Raw genomic sequence first — 22529 nt, 5'->3', positions numbered from 1 at the left:
CGGTCCGTGTCGGTCACGACGCTCCTCATACCCGGCCTATGATCGCCCACCACCGGAGCCGCCACACCATCCAGATGGCCTCGCGCACGATGTTCTTGCTCATCTTGCTCGTGCCGTGTGTGCGGTCGGTAAAGGTGATGGCGATTTCCTTTGGCTTGAATCCTTTGCGGATAGCCCGGAAGCTCATCTCAATTTGAAAGGCGTAGCCGTTGGACCGCACGTCCGAGAGGTCGATGGCCTCCAGCACCCGCCGGTGAAAGCATTTGTAGCCACCGGTGGCGTCCCAAAGCTTGAGGCCGGTCACCCAACGGGCATACACGTTGGCGAAGTAGCTCAGCAGCAATCGCTTCATGGGCCAGTCCACCACCGTAACGTTTCCGTCCAGATAGCGGCTCCCGAGTACAAAGTCCGCCCCCTGGGCGGCCTCAAGGAACTTGGGAAGGTGCGCCGGGTCGTGCGAGAAGTCGGCGTCCATCTCAAAGATGTACTCGTACTCGGGGTTCTTGAGCGCCCAGCCAAAGCCGTCGCGGTACGCGGTGCCGAGCCCCATTTTGCCGGCGCGGCGGAGCAAGTGCACCCGGGGGTCCGAAGCGCCAAGGGCGGCCACAATGTCGCCGGTGCCGTCGGGCGAGTTGTCGTCCACCACCAGCACGTCAATGCGAGGGTCCTGCACCAGCACCACGCCAATGATCTTGGCGATGTTTTCTTTTTCGTTGTACGTCGGAACAATCACTAACGCTTTCTCTGACATTAGGCCGCTCCTCCCACCATCGCTCGGCGGTCGAGTACCGCGCCGCCGCCCATTGCGAGCAGCGCGATCAAGAGCGCCACCACGGTGATCGATTTGCCGCGCTGGTACACGTCACTGTCAAAGGTGAGTTCCACCTGCTTCGCGCCTTCCGGGAGCGCCACGCCAATCAACACCAAATCCGCGCGTTCGGCGGTGGCGGGTTTGCCGTCTACCTTCACCTTCCAGCCAGGATAAAAGTTTTCGGAAACGACGAGCGCCGAGCCCTTGGGTGCTGGCGCGCTCAGCGTCAGCGCGATGTGACCGGCCTCGTAGGCGGTCACGTGGGTCGTGATCGCCAGCGGTTCCGGCAGCTTGCTTACCGTTTCGGCGGACACCTTGGATGTGGTGTCGAAAATGGCGATGCTGCGCACCGGAAAATTCGTAGCGCGCGCGGCCTCGATCACGGCATTGTCACCGTATTTAGTAATCACCGGTGCCACCCACGCGAACGGATGTTCGCCCGGGAGTTTGAACAACGTGACGTTGGTGCCGGCGGCGTTCATCACGGGGCCAATCACCCGAGTGGCGCCGGCAATGGGGAGCGTGTCGGTATTGACGAGGATGTAATCAGTATTGGTGAGCGCCCAGAAACTTGGGTTACCAATCTGGTCGTAGCCGCGCTCTTCGCCATTGAGCTGCTGATAGCGGCCGAGCTCGTTGCCGTGGTAGCCCACCGCCGAGATGCGCACGCGATGCCCCATGAGGGCGTCGTACTTGAGGAATGGGTCGGAGGGCGACATCGGCAGGTTGGGGAACCCAATGGCGATGGTGCGCGCTGGCTGCGTGAGACGCTTGAGATATTCGGTGGTGGCGTCGGTGCTGTAGATCTTCCACGCGGGCTCATTGAACTGCCAGTAGAGCCGCTCAATGCTCCAGAGGTCAATCGCGCAAAGCGCCACGAGCAACCATCCCGCGACGCGAGGCGCAATGGTGCGTCGCAGCAAGAGGAGCAGTGCGCCGCAGGCGAGTGCGGCAAAGAAGAGTGCCCGGAATGCACCGGAGCGCACCGCGTCGGCATTGGCTTCCACGCGCTCGGCCATGGCCGTGACCGGACCGAACTGCGGAAAGCCGGAACCGCTCACAATCGTCGCGCCGATTCCGGTAAGCCCGCCAGCCACGGCGAGCAAGGTGATCGCTACTGCGGCCGCGAGCCATCCATAGGCGAAGCGGGCGCTCGTTTTGCCCTGCAGAATCCGTTCGGTGCCAATCGCAGCCATCACCGCCACAGAGAACGTGGTGAGGTAGAAAATGGTGCTCGGCGCGCGGAAGAACTTGGTGCCAGGAACAATGTTGTAGATGATCTGGAAGAACGGCGTGTTGCCACCGAAGGCCCAGAACAGCGAGACGACGGCGGTGCCAGTCCAGAACCAGAGAAAGCGGCGGCGCGCGAGGGGGTTCCCCGCCCCAAATGCGGCGCTCGCGAGAATGATGACGGCAACGCCGATGTACTCACTATGGAAATGAATGCCGTTGCGGCCCCAGTAGTTCTGCAGAATACCGGAGAACTGCGGCAGCCAGGTGTTGATGAGCTCTTCAATAGGGAATGAATAGCTCGTGGCAAAATCGTAGCCGCGCGCCGTGGAGCGTGGTGACCACGCCACATACTCGCTGACCGGCAAATACTGAATGGCGCCGATCGCGGCACCAACGACGACCGCGCCGAAGGCGAGGGCAAGGCGCTGTATGGCCACGTTGCTCGCGAGTTTTTCTTTATCGACGCCACCGAACGCGAGCATCAGCGCCCAGGCGCCCGAGGCAAGCAGCAGATACTGCAACAGTTGCGGGTGCGGCGAGAGCACGCCAAGGCCAACGACGAGCGCCAGAAACCCCCACGCGAACCGCTTACCGTCGCGAACGCCCCACGTAATCACCAAGAGCGTGAGCGGGAGGAGCGCCGACACAAATAGTTTACCGTCGTGTCCAGCTGAGGGGAGCGATGAGACAAACCCCGCCATCATATACGCCACGCCACCGACAAGCGACGCGTGGAACGACAGCCGCGGCGCCTGCCGCAGGAACCAGTACGTGGCGAGTCCGCAGAGAAAGAAGTGGAGAATCATTCCCCACGTCATCGCGACATCCACCGGCATCACGAGTCGCAGCAGGAACGTCGGATAAAAAATGTCGCCGTGCATGGCCGCCACGAACGGCATGCCGCCAAAGAGATACGGGTTCCACTGCGGAAAGGTGCCGTGCGATTTCATATACGCCGCGGCGAACTCGCGGAACGCATAGCCCGCTTTGTATTGATCGCTCAGCGGATTCGCGAGGAACTTGCCCGCGAGGGCCGGCCAGGCGAGCGAGAACGCGCAGAGCGCATACACGAGCGCAGCCCACGCCGTAGCAAAACGAGGCGCCTCGGGTGCGGCGGAGGTCGCAGGATGGTCAGGCGTGCGTGCCATGGTCAGGTTTTGGAGTGTGGTGCGGTCGTGCGCGGCCAAGAGCGAGCAAGGTCAGTCCCGGCAGTGCCTCGAGAACGGTGAGCCAGAGACGGGAGGTCAGTACCAGCAGCGTGGCGGAGGCCCCGCTTTCGAGCGAGAGCGCCGCGAGCGCCCCCGTGAGCACGTATTCGCGAGCGCCAAGTCCGCCGGGTGAAAACAGGTAGAGATAGCCGATCAAATACGAGAATGTGAAAACTGCGACGTAGGAGGCACTGGTGCCAGCGGCCACCCCAAACAGCGCGATGGCGAGAGTCCGGAAGGCCACGCCATACAGCACCCACCCTACCGTGCACCCAGCGAGTGCCACAAGAATCGCACTGGGCGGCACGCGCGGCGCGGGCAGGTCGCGGCGCGTGAGACGGGCGGCGACCCGCACCAAGAGCGGGAGCAACCACGGTGTGGCAAGCGCCGCTACGGAGGCGAGTGCGACCAATGGCACAAACCACGCACCGGCAAACGTCACGGCTCGAGCACTCGCGAACGCCACCACGAGGCACGCGGCGACAATGTTCACGAGGTTCACGACGAGCGACGACCCAATTGCCGCCACGGGTGAGACGCCCGCCTCCTGCGCGAGTGCTCCCATGGCACCAATCTGCCAGACCTTGCCCGGAAGATATTTGCCGAGATTCGACACAAACCAAATGCGTGCCGCTTCCTTCCAACTGAGCTGCTCGCCCCACGCGGTGACGGTGCGACGCCAGGTCTCGATGAGCACCGCGTAGCTCACCAGCACAATGACTCCGCTGGCCGCTAGCATCAGCCCGTCGATGTGCAGCCGTGCGGACGTGGCGCGCACCTCCGTCCACTGACTCGAGACCGTATTGCCATAGAAGACGATGGCCACCACGGCGAGCAGAATGGAGAGGCGTTGAAAGAACGTCTTACGGCGTCGCACGCAATGCGTCCTGATAAAGACGGTGATAGTTCTCGGCTACGGACGCAGGATTGAACTCGAGCAACATGCGCGCGCGTCCCACCCGACCGCGCGCGAGCGCGTTACTCGGATTCGTGTCAACGGCGTCGATCGCGAGACTCATGGCCCGGACGTCTCCGCTCGGCACGAGATACCCCGTATCGCCGTCGATGACGACGTCCGTGAGTCCCCCTGAGCGAAAGGCAATGACGGGCGTTTCGCAGAGCTGCGATTCCACAGCCACCAGCCCCAGCCCCTCTTGCTGGCTGGGCACGACCACCGCGCGGGCTCGCTGATAAAACGGTACGACTTGCGATTGGGCCAACGCGCCATGAAAGGTGACGCGAGACGCCAAGCCCAACGTTGCTGCGCGAGCTGCAAGGGCGGCGCGATCGTCACCCTCTCCAATGACATCGAGCGCACAGTTGCTGCCGCTCGCCGCGAGGGCCTCCAGCAGTAGGCCGGCTCCTTTCTGCGCGTTGAGTCGACCCACGAACAACAGTTTGTTCTCCTTTGATCCAGTGCTCGGAGTAAAGAGGGTGATGTCCACCGGCATCGGTTCCACGTCGATGTTCGTGCCCGGCGCCATGGCGAGCGCTTCGTCGCGGAGCCACCGGCTGACCGCCGTGACGCGCTGGGACCGTCGCATCACCGCGCGAAACGCACCGTGCGCGCGAGGGACTCCAATGGCGAGCCGAATATCGGATCCGTGCAGCGTGGTCATGAGTGGCGTGCGACCGATGCTCCATGCCGACTGGAGCGCGCCGGGAAGCCACCAGTGCGCATGTACAATATCTGGACGCCATGACGCCACCGTTCGCCGCACCGCCAACGCGCCACCCAACAACAGTCCACCGAATGCGGCTTTCCCGCGCCACGATCCATTCACCTGCTGCGCCATATTGCCTTCATACGCCAGCGTCTGCCACGCGGCGGGCGCATACCCGTATCGGTCCACGCGGATGCCATCGAGCACCGACGTTGGCTCGAGGCCCGCCGTAGCGGGCGCGAGCACGCGTACGATATCGCCGCGTGCCGTCAGCGAGACGGCCAGTCGATGCACAAACGAACCCGCGATGTCGCCGTCGGCGCGCGGGTACGAATGCGAAACGAACAGGACGCGGGTCGGAGTCACGGTTAGCCGTCGCTGGCGCGGGGTGTTCGCGATTCGTCGAGCCGCCTGCGCATCTCGCGCTGTTCCGCGCGCAACACGGCAATCTGCTCGCCGAGCAAACCGGTGGCAAAAAAGATGGAGCCGAGGAGCAAGCACGTTTGGATCACGGTCCAGACGGCGCGAACGCCCTGTCCCTTGACGAGCAGCACGCCAAGCGCAAACAGCCCGCTTGCCAAGCCAATAGCAAACAGCCCGGCGCCGAGCATGCCAAAGGCGAGGAGCGGCTTCTGGCCGAACCGGAGCTCAAACCAGACGGCCAGCATGTCGAGCACGCCCACCGGTATGCGCGACCAGCCGAACTTAGACTTCCCCGCGTGCCGCGCATAGAGTGGCACGGGGATCTCCGTGACCGTGTACCCGCGGGCTACCGCGAGCACAATCATGTAGCGATGCCAATCCGGGCGCACCGGTTGATCATCCATCACGGCGCGCCGGTACGCTTTCACGTTGTTCAGGTCGCGCACGGGCACCTTGAACAGCGCGCGCGACAGCCCGTTGTAGATCTTAGACACGAACGCCTTGTTGTACTGTCCCTGCTTATAGCCGGTGACCATATCGCTTTCGCCAGCCAGAATCGGCGCGACGAGGCGAGGAATGTCTTCGGGCTTGAACTGGAGGTCGGCGGGATAGAAGACGAGAATATCTGAGCGCGCCGCAAGAAATCCGCTGCGGAGCGCGTCGGCAATGCCCCGCTGAGTGCGGTGACGCACCGTGCGCACCCACGGATAGCGCGCTTGCATGTCGGCCATCACCGCGGCGGTCCCGTCGGATGATCCGTCGTCAATGACGATCACTTCATAGCGTTCCGCTCGGCTGCGGAACGTCTCGTCGCACAGCTGGAGAAAGAGCGGGAGATTCTCGGCCTCGTCCTTTGCGGGCACGAGCACGGAGACATCGACGGCTTCGCGTGAAGGGGTCACTCGCTGGGTCTCGTCGTGAGAGATAGAATCAGACACGCTTACGCATCCGGGCCGAAAGAACGCCGAGTTGGTCGCGATACTTGGCCACCGTGCGGCGGGCAATCTGAATGCCGTCCTTTTCGAGGATCTCGACAATCGCCTGATCGGTGAGTGGCGATTTGGGGTCCTCGTCCGTCACCAACTTTTCGATGGTCGCCTTGATGCCACGAGCGGACACGTCTTCGCCATCGGTCGTGGCAAGACCGCTCGAAAAGAAGAACTTGAGCGGCAGCACCCCGCGCGGCGTTTGCGCGTATTTCTCGTTCGTGACGCGGCTGACCGTGGATTCGTGCATCCCAATGACATCGGCCACTTCACGCAGCGTGAGCGGCTTCAGGTACTGCACGCCTTTCTCAAAGAACTCCCGTTGCCGGTCCACAATGAAATGCATCACCTTGAGCATCGTCTGCCGGCGTTGCTCAATGGCCTGAATGAGCCACTGCGCCGCATTGAGCTTGTTGGTGATGAACTCTTTGTTCTCTGCGTCAAACTTCTTTTTGTCACGCGCAATGTCCTGATACACGCGACTCAGCTTGAGGCGCGGCAGATTGCCGTCGTTGGTGAACACCAAATAGGCGCCGTCCACTTTCTCGACGATCAAATCCGGCATCACGTAATTCTCTTGCCCGCTCGTCACCGAGAGGCCAGGCTTGGGGCTCAGCTTGGCGATTTCGTCGGCGGCGTGCTGCACCTCTAGGGGAGAAACCCCCGTCCGCTTGGCGACGTCACTCCAGCGGTGGGCTATAAGCTCCTCGAAGAAGTCTCGGACCAGCCGGTCGGCCATCGAGCCCGCCTGTCCCCTCTCGCGCAGCTGAAGCAGGAGGCACTCGCGCAGATCGCGGGCGCCGACGCCCGGGGGGTCGAGATGCTGAACAATCTCGAGCATCTCCTCCGCCTCGGGAAACGTGTAATACGGCAGATCATCGATATCACGATCCACGGCTTCGGCGGCGCGCTCGATGGTCTGGTTAATGCTCATGAGAATCTGCTCAATGGACGCCGACAGATATCCGTCATCACCGATGTTGCCAATAAACTCGTCCGCCAGCAGGAGCTGCCGTGGATTCAGGTTGAGCATCCGAATCTGCTCGCGGAGATGCTCCTCCAAATTGGTGCTTGAAACCGGAACCGCCTCGAAATGCTCCTGCTGTTCCTGTTGTTCATGCATGCCGCCGGGCGAATCGAAACCGTCGAGGAGAATGTTCTCCCAGTCGGTCTCGTCCTCGGCGCGCGGGTCTACCGGCTCTTCGATGAGCGACTCTTCCCCGAGCGAGTTCAGTTCCAGCTCGCCGGAATCGCCTATGTCGTCGGACGGATCGTGCTCGTCCCGTTCATCGCGCTCGTCCCGCTCGTCAGCGTCGGCCGACTCCCGGTCTTCGTCCTCTTCCTGCGTCGCCTCAATTGATTGCTCTTCGGAGAGCTCCTCCTCCTCGTCCTCGCTCAGTTCGAGGAACGGGTTGACGAGCAACTCCTGCTTGAGGTGCTGTTGGAGATCGAGCAGGGGCATGTAGAGCATATCCATCGCCTGATAGAGGCGAGGATTGATCTTGAGCTCCTGCCCAAGGCGAACGGACTGGTTAAGGCCCGTCCTCATCCCGTGGGGTCCGAGACGGGTGCTTCTTTGAATCGACTTCGCAGGCGCGCGGTGAGCGTGGGCCCGAGGTAGATGTCCGCCACGGTGTCATCAAACACCAACTCACGAACCGTACCAGACACCTTCACCTGACCGTCAAACATGATGTACGCCCGATCGACAATGTCGAGCGTCTGTTCGACGTTATGGTCAGAGATCAGCACGCCGATGCCGCGATGCTTGAGGCTCGCGACAATCTGCTGGATGTCGTGCACCGCAATCGGGTCTACCCCGGCAAACGGCTCATCGAGCATCATGAACTTGGGCTGCGTCACCAGCGCACGCGTGATCTCAAGCCGGCGACGTTCGCCGCCCGAAAGCGCGTAGGCCTTGCTGGTGCGTAAGTGCTTGATGTTCAGCTCGTCGAGCAATCCTTCCAGACGCGCCTCGCGTTCCGCGCGGCTGATCGGCAGCGTCTCGAGAATCGCGAGGATGTTCTCTTCCACCGAGAGCTTGCGAAACACCGACGGTTCCTGCGAGAGATAGCCAATACCACGCCGTGCGCGCTGATACATCGGCATGTTCGTAATGTCTTGGCCGTCGAACAGAATGCGCCCCTGCACCGGCGGAATGAGCCCAACGATCATGTAGAACGTGGTCGTTTTGCCAGCGCCGTTGGGGCCCAGCAGCCCAACGATTTCTCCTTGGCGAAGGTCGAGTGCCACATTGTTTACCACGTTGCGGCGCCGATACGTCTTGACCAGTCCCTCCGCGCGCAGCTCACTGGAGCCGGTGACGCGTTCACCGGACGACACCCGGTGCATGGTCGAATGTTCGCCCGTGTGCCGCAACACGGCTGCGACTTGGCTGCGCGCGCCACGGACAGCGGCCCACGCATCGGCGCTGAGGCGCAGCTTGAGCCCGGTGCCGTCGCTCCCACCAGGGATCGTCTCCAAGGCGCCCGCACTCACTAAGCGCGGCACGACCACGTTCGCGAGATGCGCGCGCACCTCGTCGAGGCTGAGTCGTCCGGCCTCGGCGTCTGCGTCACGCCCCTCAGCCCGCAACGCCGAGATGTAGTCGGTGCGCATCTGCACGGCGACGTCGTGAAACACCGCGACGCCTTCCTCGTTGGCGACCCCGATGAGCGCCAACATCGCCAGCGTCGCAGAGCGATCCCCAGCACTGTAGCGCTCAACGGTTGCTCGTACCTGTTCCTGCGCCGAGTTGTTTTCGAATCCGCTCACGGAATCTTCCTCTGCGCGGGGGCCGCGCCTGGCTTACCAGCTTTTGTTTTTGCGGAATCCGTCGTGGCTTTAGCCTTGGCAGAATCCGAAGCGGCTTTGGCCTTCAGCTTCGTGGAATCGGCCAACGCCTCGAGATAAAACCCCGCCGCGCGATCGATGACCGTGACCGTTTGGATTTCCTTCTGAACAAAATCCACCGTGATCAAGCGGCCCGTGACGTAGTTGATGTTTGGCTTATCTGTTTTCTCAGTGGCACCGCTCGGCGCCATTTGATAGAACGACCGTGCCTTTCCGCGCGCGACGATCTGCTTGATGGCCGGTGCGTTGCTCGTGTCGCTCGCCGCCGCCTGCTCGAAGGTCGCCACCACGGTGTCGCCGCGGAGCCAGTCCATTTCCTTGGAAATGATTTTGGTGGTGTCTGGGTGACTGTCGGCCATCGCATCGCGGATCGCGCGCATCTCGCGAATGACCTGCCCCGGCATCACCACATCAATCGAATCGGCGGTAATCTGACGGTTTTGCGCATCGGCGACGGCGCGCTTGGGGCCCCACGCAAACGCGCGCTGGAGCTTTTGGTCCGCGACGCGCATATCGATGGTGTCGGCCTTGAGTTTCACTTCGTCACTCGTTGCCACTGCCGATCCCGAACTCTTGACGCGCTGAACCTGCCGCTGATTGGACTGCACGAAAATGCGGTCGCCCACAAGACTGAACTTGCTCTCGCCGCGCCCCTCGACCTTGGGATGGATCAGGAGATCGAGCGTTTCCTTTCCGTTGTCGAGGTAGGCGGAGTCGCCGGTGGCGAGCATGTCCGGCCGGTTGATCTCTACGCGGCCCGTGGCCCACACCAGCGAATCATTCTCACTGATCACACGGTCGGCCTTAATGTTGACGCTGTCCTTGGGCTCCTTGGTGCCAGCGTCCTTGGGGCTGATCCAGATATCGGGGCGTCCGGTGGCGTCGAGCTTTGCGGTGCGGCGCTGCGCAGGAATCGCGCGCCAATACACGGCGGTGGGAGCCTTGAAGTGCGTGCCGGTGCTGGTCACGCCGTCCACATTCCCCTCGAGTACAATCCGTTCTTCGGCCGTCCAATACACCATCTTGTCTGCCGTGACGCGCATACGGGCTTCGCGGTAGCGCACATGCCCGTACAGGTTGATCACCTTTTGATCACCCAAACTCTCGGCGCTGTCCGCGAGGAGTTTTTGGTCGGTCCCTTCGCAAATCGCGTCGACGCCAGCGCCGAAGTACGTCATGTATTGGCCCGACGGCATCTTGTACGCCTGCACGCTGGTCGAAACGCCGTTCCTCACCACCTCGGTCGCCACCATCTGGCACGGCTTCGGGGCGCGCCCCTGCGCTCCTGCTGCAACAGGACGAAGGCTCGCGAGTGCGAGCAGGAGGATGAACGGTCGAACGGTCACTTGGACGGGAGGTCAACCGCACCAGCCTTCGTGCGCTTCATCTTGGTGACGTTGACGTTGAGCATGTCCGGGTCCGACCGGAACCCCACGCCTTTCATCTCACGCCCGGGCTCGGTGGCGGTGAAGGCGCTGTCGCTGGAGATCTGATTGGTGCGCTGGTCGTACTTGAGCAACGGCGTCGTGAGCCTGCGCCCATCAACCGAGTTCATGACCACATCGCCACGCGCCTCAAGACTCTGCGTGCGCATGTTGTACGTGGCCGCGCGGGCCGTGAGGACCGCGTCGAGCGCTCCGGTGGAGCCGTAAAACAGGCCACGGACCGTGCCGCGCATCTCGATACGCGTGTTGTCGTCAAAGAAGAAGGCCGTGTCGCTTGTGATCTGGCCGCGCTGCATGCCTCGGTCCGTAATGAGCCAGCGACCATTGAAGGCAATCTGATCGGCAGAATCGGCCAGCGTCTTCTTGCGTGACGCGATGGCCGTGCCCTCCTGACTGGCACACCCAAGCACCGCAATGGCGGAGGTCGTCGCGACCACAAGCATTGCAACACGGGTTCCGTAGTTCGCACGGCGTTCGCGCGTCATGCGGCCCCCGCGCGCATCAGGTCGTGGAGGTGCACCACGCCCACCAGCCGCGACTGAGCGTCCACCACCGGCATGGAGATGATGCCGCTTTGCTCCATGCGATACACCACGGCACTCCCCAGTTCGTCGGGGCGCGTGGTTTTTGGCGTGCGCGTCATGACCGATTCCACCGGCACCGTAAAGACGTCACGCGTGCGCTCCATAAGCCGCATAAAATCGCCCGTGGTAATGACGCCCAACAGCGTGGACGAACCATCCACCACCACCGCTATGCCACGACGGTCCGCCAGCTGAACGATGGCGTCGTACATCGTGGCCGTGGCGGGCAACGTCGGCAGATTCTCTTTGAGCATCACGTCGGCCACGGTGAGCAAGAGTTTCTTGCCCAGTGCGCCACCAGGATGGAGTCGCGCAAAATCCTCGCGACCAAAACCTTTGACTTCCAGCAACGCCACCGCGAGCGCATCACCCAATGCAAGCGTGACGGTCGTGCTCGTTGTGGGCGCTAAGTCGTGCGGACAGGCTTCTTCGCGTACCGACGCGTCGAGCCACACATCCGCGTTCCGACTGAGGGTGGAGTTCTCTTCGCCACTGATCGCGATGGTCTTCACGCCGAGTCGTTTCAGCTGCTCCAGTAACGGCAGCAACTCGTCGGTCTCGCCGCTCTTGGAAATGAGAATCGCCACATCCTGCGCCGACACGATCCCGAGGTCGCCGTGCACGCTTTCGGTGGGATGCAGGAACATCGCGGGGGTTCCGGTGGAGGTCATCGTCGCGGCAATCTTGCGTCCGATGAGTCCCGACTTTCCGACTCCAGCGATAATCACGCGTCCACTCGCCGCCGCAATCACCTGAACGGCCTGCGCGAAGGTGGCGCCCAGGCGCGATGAAGCCTCAGCGAGTGCCTCGCCTTCCATGCGCATCACGCGCAGTCCACTCGCAATGATGTCGGAGTCGTTCATCATGGCGTCACATCCTCGCGTGAACGCTCTTCCACATACCGCTCCACCAGCGCCGCCCATTCGCCGCGCGCCATGAGCAAGGCCTCGGCAAACTCCCGAATGGCACCATGCCCGCCCGCTTTGGTCAGGTGTACCTGCGCAGCGTCGCGTACCTCCGCGACCGCATTCCCTACGGCAACCGGCATCCCCACCAGCCGGAGCGCACCGAGGTCTGGCAGGTCATCGCCAAGAAACGCCACTTCGTCGAGTGTCACGCCGAGTTGCGCCACCAAGCGGCGCAACGCTGGAGCTTTGCGCGCGTGCTTGTCCTGAATGACGGCGTCCATTTTCAGTTGCGCACCGCGCAAGCGCACGCTCTCGGACTCACGCCCCGTAATGATCGCGATTTTGAGGCCTGCCATCCGGAGCAGCACCGTGCCGACGCCGTCCTGAATGTTGTAGCGCAACAGCGACGCGGGTTTTCCCTCTACGTCGCCGAGGTAATAGCCAGCGTCGGTGAGCACGCCGTCCACGTCGAGGACCACGAGCTTGATCTTCGCGGCAGCAGCCGGCGCGATCATGCGCGGGCTCCTTGCCAGATATCGACCGCGCGTTGAATGAGCGCGTCCAGCTGATCGAGCGGCATCATATTCGGTCCGTCGCTCGGCGCATGATCCGGATCGGGGTGCGTTTCCATGAACAGCCCGTCCGCGCCCGCCGCCATGGCCGCGAGTGTGAGCGGGCGAATGAACTCCCGCAGTCCCCCGCTCGCGCCACCTTCGCCTCGGCCCGGCTGCTGCACCGAATGCGTGGCGTCAAAAATCACGGGGGCGTTGCACGCCGCGCGCATTCGCGGGAAGGCACGCATGTCCACCACGAGATCGCCGTATCCGAAGAAAGTCCCGCGCTCGGTCACCGCCACAGGCGTCCCCTTGGGAGCGGCGTGGCGCACCTTTGCGACGGCGCCCGCAACCCCTTCCGGATGCATCCACTGCCCCTTCTTCACATTCACAGGCTTCCCTGTTTTCCCTGCCGCAATGAGCAAATCAGTTTGCCGGCAGAGAAAAGCGGGAATCTGCAACACATCTGCGACCTGCGCGGCCGCCGCACAGTGCTCGGGGAGATGCACATCCGTGAGGATGGGCAACCCCGTGCGTGCGCGCACACGATCGAGTGCGGCGAGCCCTTCGTCGATCCCGGGGCCGCGAAAGGCGCCATCATTCGAACGATTGGCTTTGTCGAAGCTGGCTTTGAAAATGATCCCACCGGGCACGCGCTCCGCGAGCGCGGCGAGATGATCGCCGATGCGGAACATCAAGTCGTCTCCTTCGACGACGCATGGGCCGGCAATCAAAAAGAGCCGGTCAGCCGGAAAGAACGCGTGCAAAGGAGTCATTACCCGGCCTGCACCATCGTGTTGGCCGCTGCGCCATTGGCGCCGACGGCCGACCGTTTACGCTTGAGCGTTGCGGCGGCTGCCACGAAGGACGAGAACAGCGGATGCGGCCGCGTGGGGCGGCTCTTCAGCTCCGGATGGAACTGGCACGCCACGAAGTGCGGATGATCCACGAGCTCGATCATTTCCACGAGCGATCCGTCGGGCGAAAGGCCAGAGAGACGCATCCCCTTTTCGTGAAAGAGTTCGCGATACTCGTTGCTCACCTCATACCGATGCCGATGCCGCTCGCTGATTTCCGGCTTCCCGTAAATCTCCGCGGCCTTGGATCCCGGCTTCAAACGGCATGGGTACGCGCCGAGGCGCATGGTGCCGCCCATGTCGGTCACGTGCTGCTGTGAGGCCATCAGCGAGATCACGGCGTTCGAGCATTCAGGCGCGAACTCACTGGAGTTGGAATCGTCGAGCCCGCACACGTCACGCGCGAACTCAATGATCGCGACTTGCATCCCAAGACAAATGCCGAAGAACGGCGTCATCGTCTCGCGGGCCGCGCGAATGGCTTCCACCATGCCTTCTACCCCACGCACACCAAAGCCGCCTGGCACGAGTAGACCGTCAAAGCCGCGCATCGTTTCGCGCGCCGTATCCATGTCGGTGAACAGATCGCTCGACGTCCACACGATCTCGACTCCCACATCGTTCGCAATGCCACCGTGGATGAGCGCTTCCTGCACGCTCTTGTAGCTGTCGGCATAGTCGGTGTACTTCCCGACTACGGCGATGCGCACCTTGTCCTTCGGTTCGAGCACCCGTGACACGAGCGCCTTCCACGCGGTGAGATCCGGTGCCTTGGTCTCGAGCCCGAGCTTCCGACACACGAGATCGTCGAGCCCCTGATCATGGAAGGTGAGCGGAATCTGGTAGATCGTCTTGACGTCCCGCGCTTCGATGACCGCGCCGAACTCTACGTTGCAGAAGAGCGCGATCTTGCGCTTGACGTCTTCCGTCAACGGGCGCTCGGTGCGGCAAATCAGGATGTCTGGCTGAATACCAATTTCCATGAGATCGCGCACGGAGTGCTGGGTGGGCTTGGTTTTCACTTCGCCGGCAGCCGCAATCCAGGGCACCAGCGTCAGGTGCATGAACATCGCGTTCTCGCGCCCGACGTCGTGACGGAACTGACGAATGGCTTCGAGGAACGGCAGCGATTCGATGTCGCCCACCGTGCCACCGATTTCCACGAGCACCACGTCATTCTCCGGCGAGAGGCGGCGGATCGCGCTCTTGATCTCATCGGTGATGTGCGGAATCACCTGCACGGTGGATCCCAAGAACTCGCCGCGGCGTTCCTTGGTGATCACGTTCAGGTAGACGCGCCCGGTGGTGACATTGTTCGCCTGCGTGAGCGGGCGATCAATGAACCGTTCGTAGTGCCCGAGGTCCAGATCGGTTTCGGCGCCGTCGTCCGTCACGAAGACTTCCCCGTGCTGAAACGGGCTCATCGTGCCCGGATCCACGTTGATGTACGGGTCGAACTTCATCATGGTCACGCGCAGCCCGCGCTCGACGAGCAATCGCCCGACCGACGCAGCGGCTATGCCCTTGCCGAGCGACGAGACCACGCCGCCGGTGACGAAGATGTACTTGGTGCTGCTCTGCGTAGCAGGGGTTTGCATCAGGAGGTTCCGGCGGTGAAGGTGGCGTCGGACCAGCGGGCGTTCGCGTCAATCAAATCGTCTTCGGTATCAATACCGCCACCGAGCACCGGTGCCACAGAGGCCACACCCATGGCCAATCCGTCGGCAATCGCGCGGAGCTGTTCGAGGCGTTCCGTGAGTTCAAGCGGGTGCGGCGGGAGCGAGACCCAGCGTTGCAGCGCGTCTCGGCGATAGGCATACACGCCAAGGTGCTGCCGGAGCAGTGCGTCGCGATGTGCGGCGTCGGATGGGTCGCGCAAAAACGGAATGGGCGCGCGGGAGAAATAGAGCGCGCGCCCCGTGTCGTCGGTGACCACCTTGACGATCGCCGGATTCGCAAGAATCTCGGCGGTCGCGGTCGCGGCGGCCGTGCCCAGCGGGAATCGGCCGCTCGACACCATCTCGGCCGAGCCGCGCACAGCGTCGGCATTGATGTAGGGTTCGTCGCCTTGGACATTCACAATGACGTCGTAACCCGCATAGGCCGCTTGGTTCGCCACTTCGGCCACGCGATCGGTGCCAGACACATGGTCGCCGCGGGTCATCGCGACCTCCGCGCCGGCCGCACGAACGGCGTCAGCGACATCAGGATGATCCGTGGCTACCACCACGCGATCGGCGGCATTCATGGCAATCGCCCGCTGCCACACCCGGACAATCAGGGGGGCGCCGCCTAGGAGGCGAAGCGGTTTGCGGGGGAGCCGGGTCGCCCCGAGTCTGGCGGGGATCACGATTAGAGTGCTCACGTCAGCAACTCCAAACGACTGGACACGGATGCAAGAAGCACACCAAAGAATATAGAAGCCTGCGCAACACACTGCAAATCAAGGTGTTTGGGGGCTCCGAGCCCTCCCCCCAAGCCGGTGGTTACCGCTTCCCGGCAGCTCACCGTTCCAAACGAAAGCGGGGATCCAGCCTCGAAGCCGAATCCCCGCCCAAAACGCTCCCTGCCGCCTTACTCGGGGCTGGGCGTCGTACGCAGGTAAGGCTTCAGCTCCGTAACCCCTTTCGGGAACGCAGCGCGGGCATCGGCCGTGGGCATTGAGGTGGCCACAATGACGTCCTCGCCCTTGGCCCAGTTCGCTGGGGTGGACACCGGGAACTTGGCGGAGAGCTGCAGGCCATCAATCACCCGCAAAATCTCGTCGAAGTTGCGTCCCGTGCTCGCGGGGTAGGTCAGCGTGAGCTTGACCTTGTTGTCCGGCCCAATAATGAACACCGAGCGCACGGTCAGCGTTTCGCTCGCGTTCGGATGGATCATGTCGTACAGGTTCGACACGGCACGATCGGGGTCGGCGATCATCGGGAAATTCACCGCATTCCCAGTGACTTCCTCAATGTCCTTTTCCCACGTGTGGTGCGACGCAATCCGGTCCACCGAGAGCCCAATCACCTTGGTGCCGCGCTTCTTGAACTCCGGCATCAGCTTGGCCACCATGCCAAGTTCGGTGGTGCAGACCGGGGTGAAGTCCTTGGGGTGAGAGAACAGGACGGCCCACGCATCACCCTTCCAGGCATGAAAATCGATGGTTCCTTGGGTGGTTTCTGCGGTGAAATTCGGTGCGATGTCGCCGAGATGTAGGGACACAATACGCTCTGGAAGTATGAAGAATGAGCAAGAGAACGTGGGGAGCCAACAACGAATCGTAGCAACGGGCGAACGGCAGAGGTATCCGTAATTCCCCTACTCAAACTGTTGCCTCGTACGAGTAAGGCGCACACGGTACCCAGCATTCCAGCAGAGCGAGCCGGAGCAGAATCAACCGCCTTTGGGCAATCCCTGCAAGAGCAGTCGGATGACGTTCTCACCCATGATCTTCGCAATATCAGCCTCGCTAAAGCCCTGCTTCAGCAACGCCTCGGTCACGAGCGGCATACCCGTGGCATCAAAGGCAGACGCAATGGCGCCGTCCCAGTCGGACCCAAGCCCCACATGGTCAATCCCCGCCACATCTACGGCGTGCCGGATGGCCTTCGCAACGCCATTTGGGGTGGGGTCGCAAATGGCCGCATCCCAGAATCCGATGCCGATCACCCCGCCATTCACCGCCAGCCGTCGTAGCTGGTCGTCAGTCCAGTTCCGTGGACCGGGGCAGACCGCCGCCACACCGCCGTGCGAGACCACCAGCGGGCGCGTGGCCATCGCCAGCACCTCGTCCACCGCCTTGGCCGACACGTGCGCGAGATCGACGATGATCCCCTTCTCTTCCATCTTCTTCACGACCGACACACCGAGCGGCGTAAGCCCGCCTTTGTCGAGCCCGTGCGCCGAACCCGCCACTTCGTTATCGAAGAAGTGCGCGAGACCAGCCATGCGGAAGCCAAGGGAATACAGCGTTTTCAGATTTGCGAGTTTCCCCTCGAGCACCTGCATCCCTTCAATGGACAGGATGCCGATGACGACGTTCCTCTTGACCTCTCGTCCAGCGAGCTCTCGTTGGAGCTCCGAGGCATTGGATACGAGTACGAGCGCGCCGTTCGACCGTTCGGCCGCGTCGTGCGCTTTGAGGCTCGTCCACCGAGCGCGCTCAAGGAGGCTCGTCCAGTTGCTGATCGGGCGATGCTCGGCGACTGCGAGCAGCGTAATGTTATCGGTATTGCTGCCGTTCGCCGCGTAGTTCTGGCCGCGCGGTGTCTTGGAGACGGTGGAGAAAATCTGAATCGCCACATTCCCCGCAATCAATCGCGGAATGTCGGTGCTCCCGGTGGTGCTGCGCTCCACCGGATCGCGTGGCCAGAGCAGGAGGTCGTCGTGCATGTCCACCACACGGAGCGACGAGTGCAGCGCGGCGGCGGCCGGGCTCACCTGATACGGCGGCTTTCGTAGCACCGTGTTCATACGGCCGTCCACGAAGTTGGCGCCCTGCCAAAAGAAGAGGACGCCGGCGAGGAGTACCAGCAGCGTGAGGATGCTGAACAGGCGTCTGATCATGGCGCGCTCAGTGCGTGGCCGCGCCGCGGTGCGCGGCGGCGAGCGTGAGAAAATTGCGCAGCAACTGCTTGCCACCCTGCGTCAGAATCGACTCGGGGTGGAACTGCACGCCCCACACCGGAAACGATCGGTGGCGAAGCGCATGGATTTCCGTGGGATCATCGTCTGCGCAGGCAATCACCTCGAGCGCCGATGGGAGCGACGGCGCCTCCACGACCAGCGAATGATAGCGCATCACCTCGAGCGGATCCGGCAATGACGCAAAGAGCCCCTGCGCGTCATGGCGAATGCGGGACGTTTTGCCGTGCATCACGCCGCGCGGGGCGCGAATCACCCGCCCTCCATACGCCTCGCCAATGGCCTGATGTCCGAGGCATACGCCCAGAATCGGAATCTGATCGCCGTAGCGCTGAATGACGGGAATGCAGATGCCCGCGTCCGCCGGGGTGCCCGGCCCAGGGCTCAGGACGATGGCGTCGGGATGGAGATCACGCACCTCCTCCACGGACAGCGCGTCGTTGCGCACGACATGCGGCTGTTCGCCGAGCTCGCCAAAGTACTGCACGAGGTTGTAGGTGAAGGAGTCGTAGTTGTCGAGAATGAGCAGCATGTTGGGATGCGGTGTAAACGAAACGTCGCGGCTCGCCAGCGCCTGGGCAAGGCACTGGGGGCAATTGTGGACACGATGTCAGGCGGTGCCCTACTCCGCGTACGCGTGCGGAGGGCGATGTTGGCCCATGCTTCCCCCCGAACGCACCCTGCAGCGCGCGGAAGCGCGCGCCCTGCGCCTTGGCGCCCGCGCGCTCGAGCGCTTGCACGACGAACTGCTGTTCATCCGCGCCTTTCCGCGTGAGGCGTCATTTGTCCCGCGTGCCGAGCGGGCGCTGGCTCGCGTGGCCGCCGCCATCGGCCGTCTGCCCGCCCGCGAACGGCGGCGGCTCGACGACAGCGGCCGCGGCGGCACAACGAGCCGGCATACGTTCGAACATGCGATCGCGGAATGGATCGGCGTTCGACACGAGGGCGAGGCCGAGTTCGACTGGCCGAGCCTGCCGGACACGGGTCGCCTCGATGCCGTGATGCGCCCGTTGCTCGCCCGCGGCGAAGAAGACGCCTTCGACGCCGGGTTGGTGAGTACGCGCGAATGGCTGGACGCGGCGGCAGCCGGCTTTGGCGGCACGCGCGTCGAGTGGATGCTGCGGTCGGCGGCAGCGGGTGCCGACCGCGCCGGTTTTGCCCGCGCCTACGACAGCGCGGAGATCCCGGTGTCGTGGACGCTCCGCGCTGGGGCAACGTCCGGCTCCTCGGGCAACTTCCTGGCGGGCGCGGCGGTCGTCGCCCGTCCGGCGATGCGTCGCCCGCCGGCCAACATCGCGCGTGCCATACAGCAGACGCTGGCGGACATCCGGCTGGCGCGCCCCGCGGAAGCCGATCGGGTGATCGACGTGGCGCGCGCGGCGCTCGCGGCCCGCTGTCGCGAGGTCTATGCGATCTCCAACGCGAATCGCCACGAGGTCTGGCTCGCCGACCTCGGCGAAGGAGCGGTGCTCGCCGTCATCGGCGCGCGCCCAGAGGCGCGCCTCAGCCTCGAGTCCAACTATGGGTATCTCCTGCTGTCGAACGGAGTGCCGATCGGCTACGGCGGCGTGACGCCGCTGCTCGCGCAGGCCAACACGGGAATCAACATCTTTGCGGAGTTCCGTCGCAGCGAGGCGGCGTTCCTCTGGGTGCAAATGCTGCGTGCATTCCACTCGCTGTTCGGCGTGCGGCGTTTTGTGGTGAACGCCGTACAGTTCGGTGAGGACAACGAGGAGGCGATCGCGAGCGGCGCGTATTGGTTCTATGATCGGCTCGGCTTTCGTCCGAGCCATCCCGCGGCGGGCCGCATCGCGGACGAGGAGCGCCGCCGCATCGCGGCCGACCGCTCGTATCGCACGCCACCGTCGCGGCTGCGCGCGCTGGCGCGCGGCGACCTGCACCTGACGCTTCCGGGATACGAACGCGCTTCGTTCTTCGACGAGCGCTGGCTGACGGGGGTCTCGCTCGCGCTGACGAGGCGCGTGGGCGCGGAGCCGGATGCGGATCGCGCCACCGCCGTGGCGCGGCTCGTCGCGCAGGCCGCGGCGGCGCTTGGCCAATCGCCCGGACGCTGGCCGGCGGATGAACGGGCGTCGTTCACCCGCCTCGCCCCGCTCATGGCTCTGCTTTCCGACCTGCCGCGATGGGCGGCGCGCGACCGGAACCGGGCGGTGCTGATCATGCGTGCCAAGGGGGCCCCGCAGGAGCGGATGTTCGTGCTGCTGGCGCAGCAGTATCCGAGGGTGATACTGGCGCTGGCCGCGCTCGGGCGCGCGACCGAGGTGAAGCCGCTGACTCAGCCGCGCGGGTGAAACTGCTTGTGAACCGAGCGCAGATACTCGCGGTCGACGTGCGTGTAGATCTGTGTCGTGGAGATATCCACGTGCCCAAGCATTTCCTGCACGGCCCGTAGATCGGCCCCGCCCTCCAGCAGGTGCGTCGCAAAGGAGTGGCGAAGCGTGTGGGGACTTACGTGTTTTTCAATACCCGCCCGCTCCACATACTTCCGGAGGATCTGCCACGCCCCCATACGAGAGAGTGGGTTCCCGCGGGCGTTGAGAAAGAGTTTCCCCTTGCCCGCGCCTCGTTCCAGCGTCGGACGCAGTTCGCGCAGGTACATCCCCACCGCGCCGATGGCGGACCGGCCAATGGGCACGAGCCGTTCCTTGGAGCCTTTGCCGAATACGCGCACCAAGGCGTCTTCAAGCATGACGTCCTTGACGTCGAGCCCGATCCATTCGCTCACACGCAGGCCAGCTCCGTACGCGAGTTCCAGCATCGCGCGGTCACGAAAGGCCAATGGGTCGTCGAGCGACACGGCATTGATGATGCGAATTACCTCGTCCACCGTCAGGACTTCCGGGAGCGTCCGCCATTTCTTGGGCGTTTCCAGCCGCTCACTGGGGTCGCGCGCCAGTTGTCCTTCGGCTTGAAGGAACTTGAACCAGGTGCGGAGCGCCGATACCGACCGCCGAATGCTCGACGGGGCGAGCCCCATGTCCTTCAAGTGGTAGATGAAGTCGCGCAGATGCGCGGACTCAACCGCCTCAGGATTGGCCAACGAGCGGACCGACGCCCACTCGACAAATCGGTTGAGGTCTCGGCCGTATGCTTCGATCGTACGGGGCGAGGCACCGTCCTCCAGCGCCAGATACTCCCCAAAGCGCTCGAGCTGAAAGGCGCGTGCCGTCCCGTCTGACGGCATCAATCCTCGGGCGTGCCGGCCCCGTTAGTGGCGTCGTCGATCGCCTGCTGAATACGAGCGGATGCTCGCCGACGCACAACAACGATGATGATCGCGGCCATCAAGCCAGCGGCGACGAAGGCGACAATCCCAACCTGCCTGGAGAACTGACGGAGCGCGCGCTGCATGGCCACCCAATCGTCACCCACGCGGAAGGCAATCCACGCAATCGCGCCGTACCAAATGCCGGAGGCGAGGAGAAATACCGCGGCGGTGCGTACCGGTGGGACGCGCGTGGCGCCAGCCATCGGTGGGGTGATCGCGCGGAGCCCCGGAAGAAAGCGGCTCACAAACAACGCGGTCATTCCGTACTTCGAGTACATCAGCTCCAGGCGCTGCTCGAGGTTGTCGATGCCCGCCTTCTTGAGGCGGGCATGCAACCAGTTGGCGCCAAACTTCCGCGCAACGGCGTACACGACCATCGTCCCCGCGACGCTGCCAATGACGATCGCCCCCGCCGTGGCGTAGAAGTCCGCGCCGTTCCGGGCGGCAAGAAAACTGCCGAGCGCCACGACCAAGTCGGCCGGCACCGGCGGAAAGATCCCTTCGATGAACGCGACCGCTCCCAACATCGCATACAGCTGCCAGAGGGGCACGCCGCTGAGCCACGCGGTCATCGTATTGAGCAGGTCGGCCATTATGGAATCTCCTCGAGCTGGGCGACCGCAATCACGGCGACGCCCTCTTCACGGCCGATCCACCCCATCCCTTCGTTGGTCTTTCCCTTCACCATCACCTCACTCACCGCAATGCCCAGCGCGTCCGCGAGGACCTGACGCATAGCATCGCGGTGCGGGCCGATCTTCGGACGTTCGCAAATCACGGTGATATCAACCTGTGCGGGGCGGAACCCCGTCTCAAAGACGAGGCCAACGGAACGGCGCAGCATCTCAATTGAATTGCGGTTCTTATTGGCGGCGTCGGTATCGGGAAAAAACTTTCCAATATCACCCACGCCTGCGCCGCCGAGGATGGCGTCGGTGACCGCGTGCGCCACGGCGTCGGCGTCGCTATGTCCGATCAGTCGCACCGCAGCGGGGATTTTTACCCCACCGAGTACGATGCCGTCGCCCGGACCAAACCGGTGCGAATCATAGCCAATGCCAACGCGCGTTTTCATGCGGGCTCCG

21 protein-coding genes are annotated in these 22529 nt (G+C 63.3%); 1 reads left to right on the top strand and 20 read right to left on the bottom strand.

The features are described 5' to 3' along the window. Positions 1-25: 25 nt before the first annotated feature. From NTZ43_04825 to NTZ43_04745, 17 genes are all read right to left on the bottom strand, one after another. The gene (locus NTZ43_04825) at positions 26-751 is read right to left on the bottom strand and encodes a polyprenol monophosphomannose synthase (GenBank protein MCX5766536.1); all 726 of its coding nucleotides are present in this window, start codon (positions 749-751) and stop codon (positions 26-28) included. Next, positions 751-3192, bottom strand: coding sequence for a YfhO family protein (locus NTZ43_04820; protein ID MCX5766535.1), 2442 nt, complete (start codon positions 3190-3192; stop codon positions 751-753). The genes NTZ43_04825 and NTZ43_04820 overlap by 1 nt, the downstream gene beginning before the upstream one ends. Then, a complete protein-coding gene (locus NTZ43_04815) occupies positions 3176-4129 on the bottom strand; it encodes a lysylphosphatidylglycerol synthase domain-containing protein (protein ID MCX5766534.1) in 954 nt (317 codons plus the stop codon). Before NTZ43_04815 ends, NTZ43_04820 begins: the two co-directional genes overlap by 17 nt. Beyond that, positions 4116-5282 carry a glycosyltransferase family 4 protein gene (locus tag NTZ43_04810; GenBank protein MCX5766533.1) on the bottom strand — a complete coding sequence of 389 codons (1167 nt, stop codon included), beginning with the start codon at positions 5280-5282 and terminating at the stop codon, positions 4116-4118. Before NTZ43_04810 ends, NTZ43_04815 begins: the two co-directional genes overlap by 14 nt. A gap of 2 nt (positions 5283-5284) precedes the next feature. Then, the gene (locus tag NTZ43_04805) at positions 5285-6241 is read right to left on the bottom strand and encodes a glycosyltransferase family 2 protein (protein MCX5766532.1); all 957 of its coding nucleotides are present in this window, start codon (positions 6239-6241) and stop codon (positions 5285-5287) included. 28 nt (positions 6242-6269) lie between these two features. Further along, positions 6270-7874, bottom strand: a complete 1605-nt coding sequence (gene rpoN, locus NTZ43_04800; protein ID MCX5766531.1) for an RNA polymerase factor sigma-54 — start codon at positions 7872-7874, stop codon at positions 6270-6272. Further along, positions 7871-8677 (bottom strand): LPS export ABC transporter ATP-binding protein, encoded by an 807-nt coding sequence (gene lptB / locus NTZ43_04795; GenBank protein MCX5766530.1) that lies wholly within the window; start codon positions 8675-8677, stop codon positions 7871-7873. The genes rpoN and lptB overlap by 4 nt, the downstream gene beginning before the upstream one ends. 419 nt (positions 8678-9096) lie before the next feature. Then, positions 9097-10524 (bottom strand): hypothetical protein, encoded by a 1428-nt coding sequence (locus NTZ43_04790; GenBank protein MCX5766529.1) that lies wholly within the window; start codon positions 10522-10524, stop codon positions 9097-9099. Further along, positions 10521-11108: an LPS export ABC transporter periplasmic protein LptC gene (lptC, locus tag NTZ43_04785; GenBank protein MCX5766528.1), complete on the bottom strand. Its 588-nt coding sequence runs from the start codon at positions 11106-11108 to the stop codon at positions 10521-10523. The genes NTZ43_04790 and lptC overlap by 4 nt, the downstream gene beginning before the upstream one ends. Beyond that, entirely contained in the window at positions 11105-12070 is a 966-nt protein-coding gene (locus tag NTZ43_04780) for a KpsF/GutQ family sugar-phosphate isomerase (protein ID MCX5766527.1), read from the bottom strand. The genes lptC and NTZ43_04780 overlap by 4 nt, the downstream gene beginning before the upstream one ends. After that, positions 12070-12630 (bottom strand): HAD hydrolase family protein, encoded by a 561-nt coding sequence (locus tag NTZ43_04775; GenBank protein MCX5766526.1) that lies wholly within the window; start codon positions 12628-12630, stop codon positions 12070-12072. Before NTZ43_04775 ends, NTZ43_04780 begins: the two co-directional genes overlap by 1 nt. Beyond that, the gene (kdsA, locus tag NTZ43_04770; protein MCX5766525.1) at positions 12627-13445 is read right to left on the bottom strand and encodes a 3-deoxy-8-phosphooctulonate synthase; all 819 of its coding nucleotides are present in this window, start codon (positions 13443-13445) and stop codon (positions 12627-12629) included. Before kdsA ends, NTZ43_04775 begins: the two co-directional genes overlap by 4 nt. Then, positions 13445-15124 carry a CTP synthase gene (locus tag NTZ43_04765; protein ID MCX5766524.1) on the bottom strand — a complete coding sequence of 560 codons (1680 nt, stop codon included), beginning with the start codon at positions 15122-15124 and terminating at the stop codon, positions 13445-13447. Before NTZ43_04765 ends, kdsA begins: the two co-directional genes overlap by 1 nt. Continuing rightward, on the bottom strand, positions 15124-15891 hold the full coding sequence (gene kdsB / locus NTZ43_04760; protein ID MCX5766523.1) for a 3-deoxy-manno-octulosonate cytidylyltransferase: 768 nt from the start codon (positions 15889-15891) through the stop codon (positions 15124-15126). Before kdsB ends, NTZ43_04765 begins: the two co-directional genes overlap by 1 nt. Before the next feature lie 209 nt (positions 15892-16100). Then, positions 16101-16733: a peroxiredoxin gene (locus NTZ43_04755; GenBank protein ID MCX5766522.1), complete on the bottom strand. Its 633-nt coding sequence runs from the start codon at positions 16731-16733 to the stop codon at positions 16101-16103. 171 nt (positions 16734-16904) lie between these two features. Then, entirely contained in the window at positions 16905-18077 is a 1173-nt protein-coding gene (locus tag NTZ43_04750; protein ID MCX5766521.1) for a dipeptidase, read from the bottom strand. Positions 18078-18084: 7 nt separating this feature from the next. Next, a complete protein-coding gene (locus tag NTZ43_04745; GenBank protein MCX5766520.1) occupies positions 18085-18687 on the bottom strand; it encodes an aminodeoxychorismate/anthranilate synthase component II in 603 nt (200 codons plus the stop codon). A gap of 127 nt (positions 18688-18814) precedes the next feature. On the opposite strand from NTZ43_04745, the gene NTZ43_04740 reads away from it, so the two are divergent. Next, positions 18815-20467, top strand: coding sequence for a hypothetical protein (locus tag NTZ43_04740; protein MCX5766519.1), 1653 nt, complete (start codon positions 18815-18817; stop codon positions 20465-20467). On the opposite strand, the gene xerD is transcribed toward NTZ43_04740, so the two are convergent. The 3 genes from xerD to ispF are packed head-to-tail and all read right to left on the bottom strand — an operon-like array spanning position 20452 to position 22519. Then, positions 20452-21360 (bottom strand): site-specific tyrosine recombinase XerD, encoded by a 909-nt coding sequence (gene xerD, locus NTZ43_04735; GenBank protein ID MCX5766518.1) that lies wholly within the window; start codon positions 21358-21360, stop codon positions 20452-20454. The genes NTZ43_04740 and xerD overlap by 16 nt on opposite strands. After that, the gene (locus tag NTZ43_04730) at positions 21360-22037 is read right to left on the bottom strand and encodes a DedA family protein (protein MCX5766517.1); all 678 of its coding nucleotides are present in this window, start codon (positions 22035-22037) and stop codon (positions 21360-21362) included. The genes xerD and NTZ43_04730 overlap by 1 nt, the downstream gene beginning before the upstream one ends. Further along, positions 22037-22519, bottom strand: a complete 483-nt coding sequence (gene ispF, locus NTZ43_04725) for a 2-C-methyl-D-erythritol 2,4-cyclodiphosphate synthase (protein MCX5766516.1) — start codon at positions 22517-22519, stop codon at positions 22037-22039. Before ispF ends, NTZ43_04730 begins: the two co-directional genes overlap by 1 nt. Positions 22520-22529: the final 10 nt, after the last annotated feature.

The sequence above is a fragment of the Gemmatimonadota bacterium genome (genome assembly GCA_026387915.1).
Lineage (GTDB): Bacteria > Gemmatimonadota > Gemmatimonadetes > Gemmatimonadales > Gemmatimonadaceae > Fen-1231.
The sequence above is the reverse complement of the archived record's forward strand: the minus strand, read 5'-3'. Positions and strand labels throughout refer to the sequence as shown.